The organism is Streptomyces sp. WAC05374 (genome assembly GCF_004353505.1).
Lineage (GTDB): Bacteria > Actinomycetota > Actinomycetes > Streptomycetales > Streptomycetaceae > Streptomyces.
In genome coordinates this window covers 334,780-352,299 of record NZ_SMNQ01000002.1, presented here as the reverse complement: position 1 = coordinate 352,299, position 17,520 = coordinate 334,780, and the positions used below count along the sequence as shown (strand labels likewise).

Below are 17,520 nucleotides of genomic sequence, written 5' to 3'. Positions count from 1 at the left end.
CGATGGACACATACGGCCACAGCGCCGTCACACGACGACAGGAGGTTCGTCATGGCCGGTTCCCACGCGGCGGCGAGCGACGTCCACCCCGTACTGCGTCGCGCCTCGGCACCCCCCGCCGCCCTCGACCTGCTCGACCAGGCCCGCGCGGGCCTGGAAGAGGCGACCACCCTCGAGACCCCGAACGAGCGGTACGCCACCGCGCACCTCGCCGCCCTCCGCACCGCGGCCGCCGTGCTCGCGGTCCGGGGCCGCCCGGAGACCACCCCGCGCAAACGGCGACAGATACGCAGCGCGTGGGACGTCCTGCCGGAGATGGCGCCCGAGCTGACCGAGTGGAGCGCCCTGTTCGCCGCGGGAGCGTCCCGCCGGGCGCGTGCCGAGGCGGGCATCCAGGGCGCGGCGACCAGCCGCGACGCGGACGACCTGATCCGGGACGTGACCATGTTCCTGGGCCTGGTGGAGCGCATGCTGGTGCCCCAGCCGGTGCTGCCGCAGCCACGGGCCCTGAGGCGGGCGTCGGGCCGGCCGGATTGAAGGACCGGGCACGGTCCGTCAGGCCATAGGGTGGGAAGCGTTCGTCAACCGTCACCGAGGAGTCAACTGCCGTGTCGGACCCGCAGCGCCCCCGCGCCTCCCTTCGTACCGCCGTGGTGTGGGACGTTCTCGAGGACGCCCTCGACCGACGGGTCAAGGCGACCGGCAAGGACAGCCTGGACGTCCTCGACACCGGCGGTGGCAGCGGGAACTTCGCCGTGCCCGTCGCGCGGCTCGGGCACCGGGTCACCGTCGTCGACCCCAGCCCCAACGCGCTGTTCGCCCTGGAGCGCCGCGCCGCCGAGGCTGGTGTCGCCGACCGGGTCCGGGGCGTGCAGGGCGACGTCCACGGCCTGTTCGATGTCGTCGAGCGCGGCGGCTACGACGTGGTGCTGTGCCACGGGGTCCTGGAGTACGTGGACGACCCCGCGGAGGGCGTGCGCAACGTCGTGGAGGCGCTGCGCCCCGCCGGCGCGCTCAGCCTGCTCGCGGCCGGGCTCGGCGGCGCGGTGCTCGCGCGGGCGCTCGCCGGGCACTTCACGGAGGCCCGCCGCGCGCTCACCGACCCGGCCGGGCGCTGGGGCGAGGGCGACCCGGTGCCCCGGCGCTTCACGGCCGAGCAGCTCACGGAGGCCGTCGAGGCGGCCGGCGTGGAGGTCGGCGCCGTGCACGGCGTAAGGGTCTTCGCCGACCTCGTGCCGGGCGTCCTGGTCGACACCGAGCCGAGCGCCCTGGACGCGCTCCTCAAACTGGAGGAGGCGGCCGCCGAGCTGCCCGCGTTCCACTCGGTCGCCACCCAACTGCACGTCCTGGGCGAAAAGCGAGGCTGAGCCGAGCAGGGGGCTGATCAGCGGCGCAGCCGCAGATGGAGTACGCCACAGGCCCCCCGCTCGCGTCCCGATCCCCGTATGATCGAGGGACACCATCCGGCATGACGGATCGGAGGACGGGGAATCAACGCCTCACCAGCCGAACCGGCATGGCGGCCCGATCGGTGAAATGGCACAGAGGGCGGGTTTCACGGGGGCGAATCCCTGCCTATCCTGAAAGGGCCGCATACCGGTCGCCCCCAGCGACCGACGACGAGGAGGACTCCGTGCCGCTCTCGGAGCACGAGCAGCGAATGCTCGAGCAGATGGAGCGAGCGCTGTACGCCGAAGATCCCAAGTTCGCGACAGCGCTCGAGGGAAGCGGGCTGCGTACATACACCCGGCGACGGGTCTACCAGGCGGTCGCAGGCTTCCTGGTGGGTATCGCGCTCCTCATGGCCGGAATGGTCGCGCAGCAGATCTGGATCAGCGTGGTGGGATTCCTCGTCATGCTCGGCTGTGCGGTCCTCGCGGTCACCGGATGGCGCAAGGCGCCCAAGCCGGGCGAGCAGCAGGCCGAGGGAGGCACGGCCCACGGCGGCCGGCACCACCCGCGACAGCGCCGCTCGATGATGGACCGGATCGAGCAGCGGTGGCAGCGCCGCCGCGACGAGCAAGGCCACTGAAAGCAGAGTGACGACTGAGGGGCGACCGCGCGCGCGGCCGCCCCTCAGCCACGCCTGCCCGGGCGCACCGGAGCGCAGCCCGCGCCCCACGACGCCCACCCCGTGCCGGGCCCCGCGCCCGGATTCGCCCCCGTGCGCCCCACCGAACCGGGGGCGCCCACCGCTCGCTGCCCTCGGCCAGGCGGCCCACCCCCAGTGCGCCCGGCCGGCCACCGGCCCGTGCCCGAGCCTGGCACCACCGCCCTGGACCTCGCGTCCACCACACCTGAGCCGCGCACGCACCGCCACCAACACCGAAGCCCCCGGCATAAAGCCGGGGGCTTCGGTGCGATGACGCGGCAGCCGCTCAGCCGCGCTGGCGGCTGGGGCGGCGCAGCAGCGTGGAGCAGCGGGCCACGACACGGCCGCGCTGGTCGGCCCAGCGGGTCGTGAGAGCCGTCCAGCGGTCCGAGACCGCCCAGACCACCCGGACGGCCGACCGCGGGGCGAGCAGTGCGCGCAGCCGGTGCTTCCGGCCCACGCCGGCGGCCAGGCCCTCGCGGACACGGGTGGCGTCCTCGGCCAGGCCGGCCGCGGGACGTGGCCGCGGGGCGTAGAGGACCTGCTCCACCGCGTCGGCCACCCGGTGCACCGCCTCGGCCGGCGCGCCCTCCAGCTTGCCCAGCAGGAGGAGGCGGACCGCCGTCCTGCGGGGCGTCTGCGACTCGTCCGGCGGGATGCCGTAGTCCCACGCCGTGTCGAGGACCTCCTCCCAGACCGCCAGGGTCCGGGCGGCCGCGTCCTCGGCGCCGCGCCCCGCCGTACCGAGGCGCCGGGCCCGTACCCGGACCCGCCACAGCAGCGGCAGCAGCGGTATCAGCACCACCGCCACCACGGTCCCGGCGACGAGCAGGATCGTGCCCCACGGCGGACCCGTGTCACCAGCGGCGACGGCGCCCGGCTCCTCGGTGTCGCCGCACTCGCCCAGCCGCCGCGCCTGGGGCGGGCAGCTCTCCTGGACGGAAGGCTGCGCGGAGGGCGCCGTGGTGGCGCTCTCCTCGGGCGCGGCCGGAGTGCTCGGCTCACCCGTCGGCGTCTCCTGCCGGGTGTACTCGGGCACGGAGCCGCGCGTCGGCGTCGGCTCGAAGCGGGTCCACCCCACGCCCTCGAAGTACAGCTCGGGCCAGGCGTGGGCGTCGCGGATGCCCACCGACATGACGCCCTCCGACTGCGGGGCGCCCGGGGTGAAGCCGACCGCGACCCGCGCCGGAATGTCCAGCGTCCGGGCCATGGCCGCCATCGAGAAGGAGAAGTGGATGCAGAACCCCTCCTTGTTCTTCAGGAACTGGGAGATCGCGGTGACCCCCGTGCCCGACGACACCTCGGTGTCGTAGCGGAAGCCGCCCTCCACGGCGAACCAGTCCTGGAGCTTCACCGCCCGCTCGTAGTCGTTCGCCGCGTCCTTGGTGACCCGCAGCGCCGTCGACTTCACGTCCTGGGGCAGCCCCTCGGGCACCCTGGTGTACTCGCGCGCCAGCGCCTCCGGGGCCGCGGGAGCCTTCGCGAGCTGTTCCGGGGTGGGGTTCAGGACCAGGCTGCGCACCGAGTACTGCACGCCCTTGGTGGTCTGGCCCTCGTCGCCGACGAGCATGCGCCCGGCGGGCTCGTAGCGCCAGCGGCCGCCGATGTCGACCCGGGTCGCCGGGTAGGGCAGCGGGAGCCACTTCTGCTCGTAGGAGTCGGACGCGGAGACGTTCGTGGTGATCTCGGTGGTGGCGACGCCCCCGTTCAGCCCGTCCGGGCGCGGCAGATCCTCCGGTACGTCGCCGATGGGGCGCTGGGAGGTCTTCCAGGAGGTGCCGTCGAACTGGTCGAGCGCCACCAGGCGCAGGTACATCCCGGAGGTCTCCTCCGCGTTGGTGCGGTAGCGCAGCACCTCGCGGTCCTCCGGCTGGGTCAGGTTGTCCTGGAGGGACACCAGCGGGTTGACCGCGGAAATGGTGCCCCCGCCGCCCTCACCGCCCGCGGCGCCCGCGGTGTCCAGCAGTCCGCCGCCGAGCGACGGCAGCACGGCCGGCACGGCCAGCGCGATGCCCAGGGCCACCACGCCGATCCGCCGTCCCGTGCGCACCGGTGCCACCGGGCCGCCGCCCGGGGCGGGCCCGCCCGTGCCCCGGCCGCGCCGGGTGGCGGGCGGCGCGCCGCCGAAGACCCGGCCCCACTGGGAGAGCCGGTCGCGGCCCTCGGCCAGCAGGAGCAGCAGGTAGCCGACGGCCGCCAGCAGGAACCACAGCCAGCTCGCGCCGCCGCCCGACAGCCCGGCCGCGACCGAGTACAGCGCCAGCAGCGGCAGGCCCGCCGGGGCGGCGCTGCGGAACGTCACCGCGAGGACGTCCACCGCCAGCCCGATCACCAGCACGCCGCCGACCAGCATCAGCCTGATGCCGTCCGTCTCGGGCGCCGGGGTCGCGTACTTCGCGACGTCGTCCGCACCCGTGGTCAGCAGCACGCCGAACTGGCGCACGGCGTCCGGCCCCGGCAGGAACCCGGCGACCGCGTGGTCCCGGACGAAGACGACCGTCAGCGCCATCAGGGCCACCAGGGCCTGGACCGCCACGGTCAGCGCGCGGGCCGACGACCACCGCCGTACCAGCGCGCCCGCGCCGCTCTGCGCCGCGACCAGCACCGCGGCCTGGACGATCCAGGTGGCCGGATCGACCAGGGGCAGCAGTGCGCCCGCCGCCATCAGCGTGGCGGCGAAGGCGCACAGCGCCAGCCTCCCGCGACCACTCATGACCAACCCCCCGAAACCCCTGTCATCCCGCTCATGCCGCTCGCGGCGCCGCCCGCCGTGTCCGCTCCCGGGCGTGCCCGGCCGGCGTGCCGCCACAGTTCGGTGAGCGACGCCCCGGGCGGCACGGCCACCGCGGTCCACCCCGCGTCGCGCAGGCGCCGCAGAGTGTCCTCCACGGCACCGGCCACCGCACCGCCGGTCAGCCAGGTGCCGCTGTCCAGGACGAAGGCGACGGCCGCGCCGCTGCGCTGCCGCATCCGGGCCGCCACCGCGGCCTGCTCCTCGTCCAGGTCGCCGATGAACGCCACCAGCAGCCCCTCGTTCCCGCCGCGCAGCAGGTCGTACGCGCGCGAGAGCCCCGCTCCGTCGGAGTGGTCGACGACCGCGAGCGCGTCCATCATCAGGCCGGCCGCGTCGGCGGAGTCCTGGGCCGAGCCGGCGAACCCGTCCCCGGCGTCGCCGGGCAGGGCGCCGCCCTCGTCGGTGAGCAGCCGCACCGTGAAGCCCCGCTCCAGCATGTGCACGAGCACCGACGCGGCGCCGGAGACCGCCCACTCGAAGGCGGAGTCCGGCCCGGCGCCCTGGTAGGCCACCGCCCGGGTGTCGAGCAGCACCGTGCACCTGGCCCGCTGCGGCTGTTCCTCGCGGCGCACCATCAGCTCGCCGTACCGCGCGGTGGACCGCCAGTGCACCCGCCGCAGGTCGTCGCCGTAGCGGTACTCGCGCGGGATCACGTCGTCCTCGCCGGCCAGCGCCAGCGAACGCTGCCGCCCCTCGCCGTACCCGGAGGCCTCGCCCGACAGGCGTGTCGGCGGCAGCGGCTCGGTGCGCGGGACGACCGTGAGCATGTCGTACGCGCTGAACGAGCGGGTCAGCTCGCACATGCCGAAGGGGTCGCTCAGCCGGAGCTGGAGAGGCCCCAGCGGGTAGCGCCCGCGCAGGTCCGAGCGGACCCGGTAGGACACCTCGCGGCGCCCGCCCGCCTCCACCCGGTCGAGCACGAACCGGGGCCGGGGCCCCAGCACGTACGGCACGTGGTCCTGGAGCATGAGCAGCCCGGTGGGCAGCCGGGAGACGTTCTCCATCCGCAGGTGCACGCGCGCCTCGGCGCCCGCCGCCACCCGCTGCGGCGACAGCCGCCGGCTGCCCGCCACCTGGTGGCGGGTGCGGTACAGGACGGTGACGCAGATCAGCGGCAGCACGGCGAGCAGCAGCCCGACCCGCAGCAGGTCACCCTGACCCAGTACGTACGCGCAGATCGCCGCCGCGATGCCGGCCGCCAGGAACGACCGGCCGCGCGTGGTCAGCCCACCCAGGGCGGCCCGTACCCCGCCCATGCTCTCGCCCTCCCGGGCGGCGGGCCCCCCGGCCGCCATCACAGCCGCCGTACGCCGGGCTGCTGCTGGCCGTACAGCGGTGCGCCGGACACCGTGCCGCCGGACACGTGCCCGCCGGGCATCTGCCCGTTCGGCAGGTGGTGCCCGCCGGCGACGGGGCCACCGGCCACCGGTCCGCCGGACCTGGGCGGCGCGGCCGTGGGCACCGGGGTGCGCTGGAGGATGTCCCGCACGACCTGCTCGGAGGTGCGCCGGTTGAGCTGGGCCTGGGACGTGGGCAGCAGCCGGTGCGCCAGCACGGGCACGGCCAGCGCCTGGACGTCGTCCGGCAGGGCGTAGTCCCGGCCGCTGAGCGCGGCGGACGCCTTCGCGGCGCGCAGCAGGTGCAGCGTGGCGCGCGGCGAGGCGCCGAGCCGGAGGTCGGGGTGGGTACGGGTGGCCGCGACGAGCTCCACCGCGTACCGCCGGACCGCCTCCGAGACGTGCACCATGCGCACCGCGTCGATCAGCTTCACGATGTCGTGGGCGTGTGCCACCGGCTGGAGGTCGTCGAGCGGCGAGATGCCGCCGTGGACGTCCAGCATCTGGAGCTCGGCCTCGGCGCTCGGGTAGCCGATCGAGACCCGGGCCATGAAACGGTCGCGCTGGGCCTCGGGCAGCGGATAGGTGCCCTCCATCTCGACCGGGTTCTGCGTGGCCACCACCATGAAGGGGCTGGGCAGTTCGTAGCTCTGCCCGTCCATGGTGACCTGGCGCTCCTCCATCGACTCCAGCAGCGCCGACTGGGTCTTGGGGGAGGCGCGGTTGATCTCGTCGCCGATCACGATCTGCGCGAAGATCGCACCCGGCTTGAACTCGAACTCACGCCGCTGCTGGTCGTAGACCGAGACGCCGGTGATGTCCGACGGCAGCAGGTCGGGCGTGAACTGGATGCGCCGCACGGAGCAGTCGATCGACCGCGCCAGTGCCTTGGCCAGCATCGTCTTGCCGACGCCGGGGACATCCTCGATCAGGAGGTGTCCCTCGGCGAGCAGCACGGTCAGCGAAAGCCGTACGACCTCAGGCTTGCCCTCGATCACGCTCTCCACCGACCGGCGGACCCGTTCCGCTGTGGTGGTCAGATCTGTGAGGCTCGCTCGATCGTCATAGGTCGTCACACGGCCCTCCTCGGCCCGTTCCATGGGCCGTGCACGACTGACGGCACGGTCCACCCTTGAAACACGGACACCGCCTCCGAACCATTCAGGAGCGGTGCCACCCCCGCATTCTTGTTGGCGTTACCCGTACGTGTCACTCGGGTGTGGACAACCGCGTGCGATATGTCGGGGATGGCATGGTCCGGGTGGGTGTCCCGTGCCGCGAAACGTCAGGAAGCCGCGTCGATCTCGCGCAGCAGACCCGTCTTCACGTCGAAGACGAAGCCCCGGACGTCGTCGGTGTGCAGCAGGAACGGTGACGTGCGCACCCGCTGCATCGACTGCCGCACGTCCTGGTCGACGTCGCGGAAGCTCTCCACCGCCCAGGACGGCCGCTGTCCGACCTCCTGCTCCAGCTCGTGCCGGAACTCCTCGGTGAGGGTCTCCAGGCCGCAGCCCGTGTGGTGCACGAGCACCACGCTGCGGGTGCCGAGCGCCCGCTGGCTGATGGTGAGCGAGCGGATCGCGTCGTCGGTGACGACACCGCCGGCGTTGCGGATGGTGTGGCAGTCGCCCAGGTTCAGGCCGAGCGCCGCGTGCAGGTCGAGCCGGGCGTCCATGCAGGCGACGACGGCGACCTGGAGCACGGGGCGGGCGTCCATCCCGGGGTCCGTGAAATCGGCGGCGTAACGACGGTTGGCCTCGACGAGGCGGTCCGTGACCGTGCCGCCCGTGTGTATCGGGCTGGGCGTGGAGTGCGCGGAAGCGGAAGTCGACATGGCTATGACGTTAATGGTCACGGGCCCTCCGGGCGCGCTGTGAGAGGGGACAAAGAACGACAACGCACCTTGTTGTGAGGTAACCCACAGGCGTGGGCAAGGGGGCACCATATGGGCGAGCCGTCCTCAATTGCGCCCCTCGCGCCGCCGGGCGCCGGGCCGCCCGCGCGACGCGCTGCCCGGTTGATTGACCGGGCGGGGGAGTGGACTAAAGTGACGCGAAGTCCACGGAGACATTGAGCGAATCCCAGCGAATCCGCAGTTTCTCCCCCGCGTGTGCGGCGGTACGTACGGCTCGGCCTCCTCCCGCTCGCCGGTCGGCCGACGCCCCCTTCCCGGCGCCGGACCCGGCAGTACGTACGCCGCGCCGAATCTGAGAGGGCGCATGAGCGAGCGCAGCGAGGGTCGTGCATGAACGAGACCCGACATGTCCCGGTGATGCTCCAGCGGTGCCTGGACATGCTGGCACCCGCACTGGAGCGGCCGGGTGCGGTGGTCGTCGACTGCACGCTCGGCCTCGGCGGTCACAGCGAGGCGCTGCTGACCCGTTTCCCCGAGGTGCGGCTGATCGCCCTCGACCGGGACAAGGAGGCGCTGCGGCTCTCCGGCGAGCGGCTCGCGCGGTTCGGCGACCGCGCCTCCCTCGTCCACGCCGTGTACGACGAGCTGCCCGGCGTACTGGACCGGCTCGGCGTCCCGCGCGTCCAGGGCGTCCTGTTCGACCTGGGCGTCTCCTCCATGCAGCTCGACGAGGCCGACCGGGGCTTCGCGTACGCCCAGGACGCCCCGCTCGACATGCGCATGGACCAGACGACCGGCATCAGCGCGGCGGAGGTCCTCAACACCTACCCGCCCGGCGAGCTGGTCCGCATCCTGCGCCAGTACGGCGAGGAGAAGCAGGCCAAGCGGATCGTGGGAGCGATCGTCCGGGAACGGGAGAAGGAACCGTTCACTAACAGCGCCCGGCTGGTGGAGCTCATCCGCGACGCCCTCCCGCAGGCCGCCAAGCGCACCGGCGGCAACCCCGCCAAGCGGACCTTCCAGGCCCTCCGCATCGAGGTCAACGGCGAGTTGACCGTGCTGGAGCGGGCCGTCCCGGCGGCCGTGAAGGCGCTCGCGGTCGGCGGCCGGATCGCCGTCCTGTCGTACCACTCGCTGGAGGACCGGCTGGTCAAGCAGGTCTTCGCGGCGGGCGCCACCAGCACCGCGCCGCCCGGACTGCCCGTCGTGCCCGAGCGCTACCAGCCGAAGCTCAAGCTGCTGACGCGCGGCGCCGAACTCCCCACCGAGGAGGAGGTCGCCGAGAACCGGCGCGCCGCCCCCGCCCGGCTGCGGGGTGCCGAGCGGATCAGGGAGGACGACCTGTGACCGGCCGGCGGTACGGTGCCCGGCGCCACGCGCGCGTGGGCCCGGCCGGCCGGCGGTACGGCGGTGACGTGACGCACGGATACGGCAGCGGGGCGAACCGGGAGGACAGGTGACCAAGGCGGGACCGCTGAAGGGGCGGGCGGCGCGGCTCGCGCGGCTCATGCCGTCCGGGCCGAGCACCGCCGCCCGTACCCCCTTCGTCCTGCTGGTCGTCCTGCTCCTGGGCGGCGGCCTGATCACCCTCCTGCTGCTCAACTCCTCCCTCAACGAGGGCTCCTTCAGACTCAGCGAACTCAAGAAGCGCACCACCGAACTCACCGACGAGGAGCAGGAGCTCCAGCGGGACGTGGACGGCCGCTCCGCCCCCGACGCGCTGGAGCGCCGCGCCCGTGAGCTCGGCATGGTGCCCGGCGGCAGCCCCGCCTTCCTGGGACCCGACGGCACGGTCCGGGGCGTACCCAGCCGGGCGACGGCCGAGCCCGCCCCGCCCACCGCCCCGACGACGCCCGGCAGGTGACGCAGTGCCCCCCGCCCAGCCCCCACGCCGCCGCGTACCGGCTCCCGCGCGCCCCGGCCGCCCGGCCGCCCGGCGTCCGCGTCCGGCGTCCCGCCCCACCGCCAGGTCCGGCACCATCCGCCTCGGCAGCCCCAGGCCCCGGCTGCGGCTGGTGAGCCTGGGCCTGACGCTGGTCATGCTGGCGTTCGTCGTGCGCCTCCTCCAGGTCCAGGCCGTCGACGCCGACGCGTACGCGGCCAAGGCCGAGCGGAACCGGTACCAGGAGTACACGCTGTCCGCCGAGCGCGGCGAGATCACCGACCGCGCCGGCATCGCGCTGGCCACCAGCGTCGACGCGTACGACATCACCGCCGACCCCAAGATGTTCACGCCCGAGGAGAGCAAGGCCCCCGACGCCCCGGAACAGGCCGCAGCCCTCCTCGCGCCGATCCTCGGCAAGGACCCCGCCGAGCTGGTCAGGAAGCTCAAGGCGCCCAAGTCCCGTTACGCGCTGCTGGCCCGCCGCCAGACCCCGCAGGTCTGGAACCAGATCAAGGACCTCAAGAACGTCTTCGCCGAGAAGGCCCGCAGCGACAAGGCGGGCGGCGGAGCCGGGGTCAACGTGCTCGCCGGCGTCTTCAACGAGCCCAGCAGCAAACGCGTGTACCCCAACGGCACCCTCGCCGCCGGGATACTGGGCTACGTCAACGCCGACGGCCGAGGCGGGGGCGGCCTGGAGTCCATGCTCGACAAGGAGCTGGCCGGCAAGGACGGCAAGATCAAGTACGCCCAGTCCGGCGGCCGCCGGGTGCCCACCGTCGGCGCCCGGGAGACCCCCGCCGTCCCCGGCTCCGACATCGAGCTGACCATCGACCGCGACATCCAGTGGGCCGCCCAGCAGGCCATCACCCAGCAGGTGGAGGAGTCCCGGGCGGACCGCGGTTACGTGATAGTGCAGAACGCCCGGACCGGCGAGGTCCTCGCCATGGCCAACGCGCCCGGCTTCGACCCCAACGACCTGTCCCAGGCCAATTCCGCCGCCATGGGCAACGCCGCCCTCCAGGACGCCTACGAACCGGGCTCCACCGCCAAGGTCATCTCGATGGCGGCCGTCCTGGAGGAGGGCGTCGCCACCCCCTCCACCCACGTCGTCGTCCCCAACCGGCTGCACCGGGGCGACCGGCTGTTCAAGGACGACATCGACCACCCCACCTGGTACCTGACGCTCAACGGCGTCCTGGCCAAGTCCAGCAACATCGGCACCATCCTGGCCACCGGCCAGCTCGGCCCGACCCAGGCCCAGGCCAACCGGGTCCTGCACTCGTACCTGCGCAGGTTCGGCTTCGGCGGCCCCACCGGCCTCGGCTACCCGGGCGAGACCCCGGGCATCCTCGCCAAGCCGCAGAGCTGGTCCACCTCGCAGCAGTACACGATCCCCTTCGGCCAGGGCCTGTCCATCAACGCCATGCAGGCGGCCTCCGTCTACTCGACGATCGCCAACGGCGGCGTACGCGTCGAACCCACCCTCGTCCGCGGCACCAAGGGACCGGACGGCCGCTTCACCCCGGCCCCCGCGCCCAGGCAGACCCGGGTCGTCAGCGAGAAGACCGCCAAAACCCTCGCCGCCATGCTGGAATCGGTCGTGGACGACGAGGAGGGCACCGGTACCAAGGCCGCCATCCCCGGCTACCGCGTCGCCGGCAAGACCGGCACCGCCAACCGCGTCGACCCCCAACTCGGCCGCTACCGCGGCTACACCGCCTCCTTCGCGGGCTTCGCGCCCGCCGACGACCCGCAGATCACCGTCTACTGCGCCATCCAGAACCCCACCCGGGGCAGCTACTTCGGCGGCCAGATCTGCGGCCCCATCCACAAGAAGGTCATGGAGTTCGCCCTCAAGACCCTGCAAGTCGCACCAACCGGCAGAAAAGCACCCCGCATGCCGGTCACGTTCAAACCCGGCGAGTGAGCCGGCGGGAGCAACCAGTGACGACCATCACCCCCGACCCCGGGAACCGATCCGGCGACCACGCTGCCCAGGCGCCCTCATTTAGCCCGATCACGGGTGCGCCCGGTACGCTCACCGCCGTGCCACACGCTGATCAGTCCCGAACCACCCCGAAGGACGCCCCCGCGAAACGCCCGGGGGCGCCCCGACCGGCCCAGGTCCGCCCGACACCCCTGGGCGAGCTGGCGGCCCGGCTGGACATCCCGTCGCCGGGCAGCGCCGCGGTGACCGGCATCACCCACGACTCGCGGGCCGTGCGCCCCGGAGACGTGTACGCCGCCCTGCCGGGCGCCCGCCTCCACGGCGCCGACTTCGCCGGCCAGGCCGCCGACCTCGGGGCCGTCGCCGTCCTCACCGACCCGTCGGGCGCCGAACGCGCCGCCGCGACCGGCCTGCCGGTCCTGGTCACCGAGGACCCGCGCGGCCGGATGGGCGACCTCGCCGCCGAGATCTACGGCCGGCCCGGCGGCGACCTGCTCCAGATCGGCATCACCGGCACCTCCGGCAAGACCACCACGGCCTACCTCGTCGAGGGCGGCCTCAAGGCCGCCGGCCGTGCCACCGGGCTCATCGGCACCGTCGAGATGCGCATCGGCGACGAGCGCATCAAGTCCGAGCGGACCACCCCGGAAGCCACCGACCTCCAGGCGCTGTTCGCGGTGATGCGCGAGCGCGGCGTGGAAGCGGTCGCCATGGAGGTCTCCAGCCACGCCCTGGTGCTCGGCCGGGTCGACGGCTGCGTCTTCGACGTCGCCGTCTTCAACAACCTCAGCCCGGAGCACATGGAGTTCCACTCCGGCATGGAGGACTACTTCCAGGCCAAGGCGCAGCTCTTCACCCCGCGCCGCAGCCGCCTGGGAGTGGTCAACTACGACGACGAGTACGGCAGGAGGCTGGTCAAGGAGGCGTCCGTCCCGGTCGTCACCTTCTCCGCCGAGGGCAACAAGGACGCCGACTGGTGGGCCGGGGACGTCGAAATCGGCGCCCTGGGGAGCACGTTCACCATCCACGGCCCCAAGGGCGAGCGGATCGCCGCCAAGGCCCCGCTGCCCGGCCCGTTCAACGTCGCCAACACCCTCGCCGCCGTCGTCACGCTCGCCGTGGCCGGCGCCGACCCCCAGACCGCCGCCGACGGCGTCGCCGCCGTCCCCGGCGTACCGGGCCGCCTCGAGCGCGTCGACGCCGGCCAGCCGTACCTCGCGGTCGTCGACTACGCCCACAAGACCGACGCCGTCGAATCGGTCCTGCGCGCCCTGCGCAAGGTCACCGAGGGCAGGCTGCACATCGTCCTCGGCTGCGGCGGCGACCGGGACGTCACCAAGCGCGGCCCCATGGGCGCCGCCGCCGCACGCCTCGCCGACACCGCCGTCCTCACCTCCGACAACCCCCGCTCCGAGGACCCCCTCGCCATCCTGGCCGCCATGCTCGCCGGCGCCGCCGAGGTGCCCGTCCACGAGCGCGGCGACGTCGTCGTGGAGGCCGACCGGGCCGCCGCGATCGCCGCCGCCGTGGCGCGCGCCCGGCCCGGCGACACCGTCCTGGTCGCGGGCAAGGGCCACGAACAGGGCCAGGACATCGCGGGAGTGGTACGCCCCTTCGACGACCGCCAGGTCCTCCGCGAAGCCATCCAGAACAGTCAGGGATGAAGTTGTGATCGCCCTCTCCCTCGCCGAGATCGCCGAAATCGTCGGCGGGCAGTCGCACGACATACCGGATCAGGCCGTCCAGGTCACCGGTCCCGTCGTCATCGACTCCCGCCAGGTCGAGCCCGGCTCCCTCTTCGCCGCCTTCGCCGGCGAGAACGTCGACGGCCACGACTACGCGCGGCGCGCCGTGGACGCGGGCGCGGTGGCCGTGCTGGCCACCCGCCCGGTCGGGGCGCCCGCCATCGTCGTGGACGACGTCCAGACCGCCCTCGGCGCCCTCGCCCGCGCGGTCGTCGGCCGCCTCGGGACCAAGGTCGTCGCGCTGACCGGCTCGGCCGGCAAGACCAGCACCAAGGACCTGATCGCCCAGGTGCTCCAGCACAAGGCCCCCACCGTCTGGACGCCCGGCTCCCTCAACAACGAGATCGGGCTGCCCCTCACCGCGCTGCGCGCGGACAAGGACACCCAGCACCTCGTCCTGGAAATGGGAGCGCGCGGAATCGGCCACATCCGCTACCTGACCGAGCTGACCCCGCCGTCGATCGGGCTCGTGCTGAACGTGGGCAGCGCCCACATCGGCGAGTTCGGCGGCCGGGAGCAGATCGCCCAGGCCAAGGGCGAGATGGTCGAGGCGCTGCCGTCCGCCGAGGCGGGCGGGATCGCCGTGCTGAACGCGGACGACCCTCTCGTGCGGGCCATGGAAAACCGCACCCACGCGCGCGTGACGTTCTTCGGCGAGGCCGAAGAAGCCCACGTCCGTGCCGAGAATGTCCGGCTCACAGAGACCGGACAGCCCTCTTTCAGGCTTCACACACCCACCGGGTGCAGTGACGTGACCTTGCGCCTGTACGGTGAGCACCACGTGTCGAACGCGCTCGCCGCGGCCGCCGTCGCCCATGAGCTGGGCATGTCCGTCGACGAGATCGCCACCGCGCTCTCCGAGGCGGGCTCCCTCTCCCGCTGGCGCATGGAGGTCACCGAGCGTCCGGACGGTGTGACGATCGTCAACGACGCCTACAACGCGAACCCCGAGTCCATGCGAGCCGCCCTGCGCGCGCTCGCGGCCATGGGCAAGGCCGCACAGGCCAAGGGGGGCCGCACGTGGGCGGTGCTCGGTCAGATGGCCGAGCTGGGGGACGAGGCGCTCGCCGAGCACGACGCGGTCGGACGGCTCGCCGTCCGGCTCAACGTCAGCAAGCTCGTCGCAGTCGGGGGCAGGGAAGCGTCCTGGCTGCAACTGGGCGCATATAACGAGGGTTCGTGGGGTGAGGAGTCGGTGCACGTGTCCGACGCACGGGCGGCGATCGACCTGTTGCGCAGAGAGCTGCGCCCGGGAGACGTCGTGCTGGTGAAGGCATCCAGGTCGGTCGGGCTCGAGCGGATCGCCCAGGCACTGCTCGAGAACAGCACCGAGGGCGAGGTCACCGGCCGATGAGGCAGATCCTCTTCGCGGGAGCCATCGGGCTCTTCCTGACCCTGATCGGTACGCCGCTGCTGATCAAGCTCCTGGCCCGCAAGGGATACGGGCAGTTCATCCGCGACGACGGCCCGCGCACGCACGGCAGCAAGAAGGGCACGCCCACCATGGGCGGCATCTCCTTCATCCTGGCCACGCTCATCGCGTACGCGCTCGCCAAGGTCATCACCGGAGAGGACCCGACCTACTCGGGCGTGCTGGTGCTGTTCCTGATGGCGGGCATGGGCCTCGTCGGCTTCCTCGACGACTACATCAAGATCGTCAAGCAGCGTTCGCTGGGTCTGCGGGCCAAGGCGAAGATGGCCGGCCAGCTCATCGTCGGCATCGCCTTCGCCGTCCTGGCGCTCCAGTTCGCCGATGTCCGCGGCCAGACCCCGGCGTCCACCAAGCTCTCCTTCATCACCGACTTCGGCTGGTCCATCGGCCCGGTGCTGTTCGTGGTCTGGGCGCTGTTCATGATCCTCGCGATGTCGAACGGCGTGAACCTGACCGACGGTCTGGACGGCCTCGCCACCGGCGCGTCCGTGATGGTCTTCGGCGCCTACACCTTCATCGGGCTGTGGCAGTTCCAGGAGTCGTGCGCCAACGCCGACACCCTGACCAACCCCAACGCCTGCTTCGAGGTGCGCGACCCGCTCGACCTCGCCGTCGTCGCCTCCGCCCTGATGGGCGCCTGCTTCGGCTTCCTGTGGTGGAACACCTCGCCCGCCAAGATCTTCATGGGTGACACCGGTTCGCTCGCCCTCGGCGGCGCGCTCGCGGGCCTCGCCATCTGCTCCCGCACCGAACTGCTGCTGGCCCTCCTGGGCGGCCTGTTCGTCCTCATCACCCTTTCCGTCGTCATCCAGGTCGGGTCCTTCCGGATGACCGGCAAGCGGGTCTTCCGGATGGCCCCGCTCCAGCATCACTTCGAACTCAAGGGCTGGTCCGAAGTGCTCGTGGTGGTCCGTTTCTGGATCATTCAGGGCATGTGCGTCATCGTGGGACTCGGCCTCTTCTACGCGGGATGGGCAGCCGACAAGTGAGTACCTCCTGGCAGGGCAAGAACGTCACCGTCGCCGGCCTGGGCGTGAGCGGCATCCCCGCCGCCCGCGTCCTCGCGGGCCTGGGCGCGCGCGTCACGGTCGTCAACGACGGCGACGACGAGCGCTCCCGCACCCAGGCGGCGCAGCTCGAGGCGGAGGGCATCACCGTCCGCCTCGGCGACGGGGCGACCCTGCCGGAGGGCACCGAGCTGGTCGTCACCACGCCCGGCTGGCAGCCCGACAAGCCGCTGTTCGCCGCGGCCGCCGAGGCGGGCGTGGAGGTCTGGGGCGACGTGGAGCTGGCATGGCGGCTGCGCGGCCCCGGCGCGGCGCCCTGGCTCGCGGTCACCGGCACCAACGGCAAGACCACGACCGTGCGGATGCTCGCCGCCATCCTGGAGGCGGCGGGACTGAGGACCGCCGCCGTCGGGAACATCGGTGTCTCCCTCCTGGACGCCGTCCTCGGCGAGGAGGAGTACGACGTCCTCGCCGTCGAGCTGTCCAGCTACCAGCTCCACTGGGCGCCCTCCGTGCGCGCCCACTCCGCCGCCGTCCTGAACCTCGCACCGGACCACCTCGACTGGCACGGCTCCATGCAGGCGTACGCCGCCGACAAGGGCCGCGTCTACGAGGGCAACCAGGTGGCCTGCGTCTACAACGTCGCCGACAAGGCCACCGAGGACCTGGTGCGCGAGGCCGACGTCGAGGAGGGCTGCCGCGCCATCGGCTTCACCCTCGGTACGCCGGGCCCCTCCCAGGTCGGGATCGTCGACGACCTCCTGGTGGACCGCGCCTTCGTCGAGAACCGGCAGAAGCAGGCCCAGGAGCTCGCCCAGATCTCCGACGTCGACCCGCCGGCCCCGCACAACATCGCCAACGCGCTCGCCGCGGCCGCCCTGGCCCGCGCCTTCGGCGTCCCGGCCACCGCCGTACGGGACGGACTGCGGGCCTTCCGGCCCGACCCGCACCGCATCGAGCTGGTCGAGGAGGTCCAGGGCGTCCGCTACGTCGACGACTCCAAGGCCACCAACACGCACGCCGCCGAGGCGTCCCTGGCCGCCTACGACCCGATCGTGTGGATCGCCGGCGGCCTCGCCAAGGGGGCGACCTTCGACGAGCTCGTCTCCACGGCCGCCGGGCGGCTGCGCGGCGTCGTGCTCATGGGCGCCGACCGCGCCCTGATCCGGGAAGCCCTCGCGCGACACGCCCCCGAGGTACCGGTCGTCGACCTCGACCGGACCGACACTGGGGCGATGTCGGAGGCGGTCCGGGAAGCGGCACGGCTCGCACAGCCCGGGGACACGGTCCTGCTCGCCCCGGCCTGCGCCTCGATGGACATGTTCACCAACTACAACAAGCGGGGCGAGGCGTTCGCGGACGCGGTCCGCGCACTCGCCGCCGAGCGCGCCTGACAGCCACCGGTCCGGCCGCGCCGGGCACGAC

At 73.1% G+C, this 17,520-nt stretch carries 14 protein-coding genes; 10 read left to right on the top strand and 4 right to left on the bottom strand.

All coding sequences use genetic code 11. The features are described 5' to 3' along the window. The first annotated feature begins 51 nt into the window (after positions 1-51). The 3 genes from E2B92_RS06575 (at position 52) to E2B92_RS06565 (ending at position 2,032) form a co-directional block, all read left to right on the top strand. Positions 52-537 (top strand): SAV_6107 family HEPN domain-containing protein, encoded by a 486-nt coding sequence (locus tag E2B92_RS06575; RefSeq protein WP_126883013.1) that lies wholly within the window; start codon positions 52-54, stop codon positions 535-537. Positions 538-608: 71 nt separating this feature from the next. Beyond that, positions 609-1,367: a methyltransferase gene (locus tag E2B92_RS06570; protein WP_126883014.1), complete on the top strand. Its 759-nt coding sequence runs from the start codon at positions 609-611 to the stop codon at positions 1,365-1,367. 266 nt (positions 1,368-1,633) lie between these two features. Next, positions 1,634-2,032: a DUF3040 domain-containing protein gene (locus tag E2B92_RS06565; protein ID WP_126883015.1), complete on the top strand. Its 399-nt coding sequence runs from the start codon at positions 1,634-1,636 to the stop codon at positions 2,030-2,032. Between the two features lie 346 nt (positions 2,033-2,378). On the opposite strand, the gene E2B92_RS06560 is transcribed toward E2B92_RS06565, so the two are convergent. The 4 genes from E2B92_RS06560 to E2B92_RS06545 form a co-directional block, all read right to left on the bottom strand. Further along, positions 2,379-4,805, bottom strand: coding sequence for a transglutaminase TgpA family protein (locus E2B92_RS06560; RefSeq protein WP_126883016.1), 2,427 nt, complete (start codon positions 4,803-4,805; stop codon positions 2,379-2,381). Next, entirely contained in the window at positions 4,802-6,181 is a 1,380-nt protein-coding gene (locus E2B92_RS06555) for a DUF58 domain-containing protein (protein ID WP_126883017.1), read from the bottom strand. The genes E2B92_RS06560 and E2B92_RS06555 overlap by 4 nt, the downstream gene beginning before the upstream one ends. Further along, positions 6,181-7,299: an AAA family ATPase gene (locus E2B92_RS06550; protein ID WP_126883018.1), complete on the bottom strand. Its 1,119-nt coding sequence runs from the start codon at positions 7,297-7,299 to the stop codon at positions 6,181-6,183. The genes E2B92_RS06555 and E2B92_RS06550 overlap by 1 nt, the downstream gene beginning before the upstream one ends. Positions 7,300-7,508: 209 nt before the next feature. Then, positions 7,509-8,057, bottom strand: a complete 549-nt coding sequence (locus E2B92_RS06545) for a beta-class carbonic anhydrase (RefSeq protein ID WP_185923462.1) — start codon at positions 8,055-8,057, stop codon at positions 7,509-7,511. Positions 8,058-8,468: 411 nt separating this feature from the next. Between E2B92_RS06545 and rsmH the strand changes: the two genes are divergently transcribed. The 7 genes from rsmH to murD all read left to right on the top strand — a co-directional run bounded on the left by rsmH (position 8,469) and on the right by murD (position 17,489). After that, positions 8,469-9,425 carry a 16S rRNA (cytosine(1402)-N(4))-methyltransferase RsmH gene (rsmH, locus tag E2B92_RS06540; RefSeq protein WP_126883020.1) on the top strand — a complete coding sequence of 319 codons (957 nt, stop codon included), beginning with the start codon at positions 8,469-8,471 and terminating at the stop codon, positions 9,423-9,425. Positions 9,426-9,534: 109 nt separating this feature from the next. Next, positions 9,535-9,942 (top strand): FtsB family cell division protein, encoded by a 408-nt coding sequence (locus tag E2B92_RS06535; RefSeq protein WP_133087425.1) that lies wholly within the window; start codon positions 9,535-9,537, stop codon positions 9,940-9,942. Between the two features lie 4 nt (positions 9,943-9,946). Beyond that, positions 9,947-11,890 carry a peptidoglycan D,D-transpeptidase FtsI family protein gene (locus E2B92_RS06530; RefSeq protein WP_133087424.1) on the top strand — a complete coding sequence of 648 codons (1,944 nt, stop codon included), beginning with the start codon at positions 9,947-9,949 and terminating at the stop codon, positions 11,888-11,890. A gap of 17 nt (positions 11,891-11,907) precedes the next feature. Continuing rightward, positions 11,908-13,575, top strand: a complete 1,668-nt coding sequence (locus tag E2B92_RS06525) for a UDP-N-acetylmuramoyl-L-alanyl-D-glutamate--2,6-diaminopimelate ligase (RefSeq protein ID WP_126887247.1) — start codon at positions 11,908-11,910, stop codon at positions 13,573-13,575. Positions 13,576-13,579: 4 nt separating this feature from the next. Further along, positions 13,580-15,010, top strand: a complete 1,431-nt coding sequence (locus E2B92_RS06520; protein WP_126887246.1) for a UDP-N-acetylmuramoyl-tripeptide--D-alanyl-D-alanine ligase — start codon at positions 13,580-13,582, stop codon at positions 15,008-15,010. Next, complete coding sequence (mraY, locus tag E2B92_RS06515) at positions 15,007-16,077, top strand: phospho-N-acetylmuramoyl-pentapeptide-transferase (protein WP_126887245.1); 1,071 nt, start codon at positions 15,007-15,009, stop codon at positions 16,075-16,077. The genes E2B92_RS06520 and mraY overlap by 4 nt, the downstream gene beginning before the upstream one ends. Next, positions 16,059-17,489, top strand: a complete 1,431-nt coding sequence (murD, locus tag E2B92_RS06510) for a UDP-N-acetylmuramoyl-L-alanine--D-glutamate ligase (protein WP_126887244.1) — start codon at positions 16,059-16,061, stop codon at positions 17,487-17,489. The genes mraY and murD overlap by 19 nt, the downstream gene beginning before the upstream one ends. Positions 17,490-17,520: the final 31 nt, after the last annotated feature.

Coding starts and splice junctions, on each gene's coding strand:
- E2B92_RS06575 (WP_126883013.1), top strand. CDS start 52: ATGGCCGGTTCCCACGCGGCGGCGAGCGACGTCCACCCCGTACTGCGT.
- E2B92_RS06560 (WP_126883016.1), bottom strand. CDS start 4,805: ATGAGTGGTCGCGGGAGGCTGGCGCTGTGCGCCTTCGCCGCCACGCTG.
- E2B92_RS06555 (WP_126883017.1), bottom strand. CDS start 6,181: ATGGCGGCCGGGGGGCCCGCCGCCCGGGAGGGCGAGAGCATGGGCGGG.
- E2B92_RS06545 (WP_185923462.1), bottom strand. CDS start 8,057: ATGTCGACTTCCGCTTCCGCGCACTCCACGCCCAGCCCGATACACACG.
- rsmH (WP_126883020.1), top strand. CDS start 8,469: ATGAACGAGACCCGACATGTCCCGGTGATGCTCCAGCGGTGCCTGGAC.
- mraY (WP_126887245.1), top strand. CDS start 15,007: ATGAGGCAGATCCTCTTCGCGGGAGCCATCGGGCTCTTCCTGACCCTG.
- murD (WP_126887244.1), top strand. CDS start 16,059: ATGGGCAGCCGACAAGTGAGTACCTCCTGGCAGGGCAAGAACGTCACC.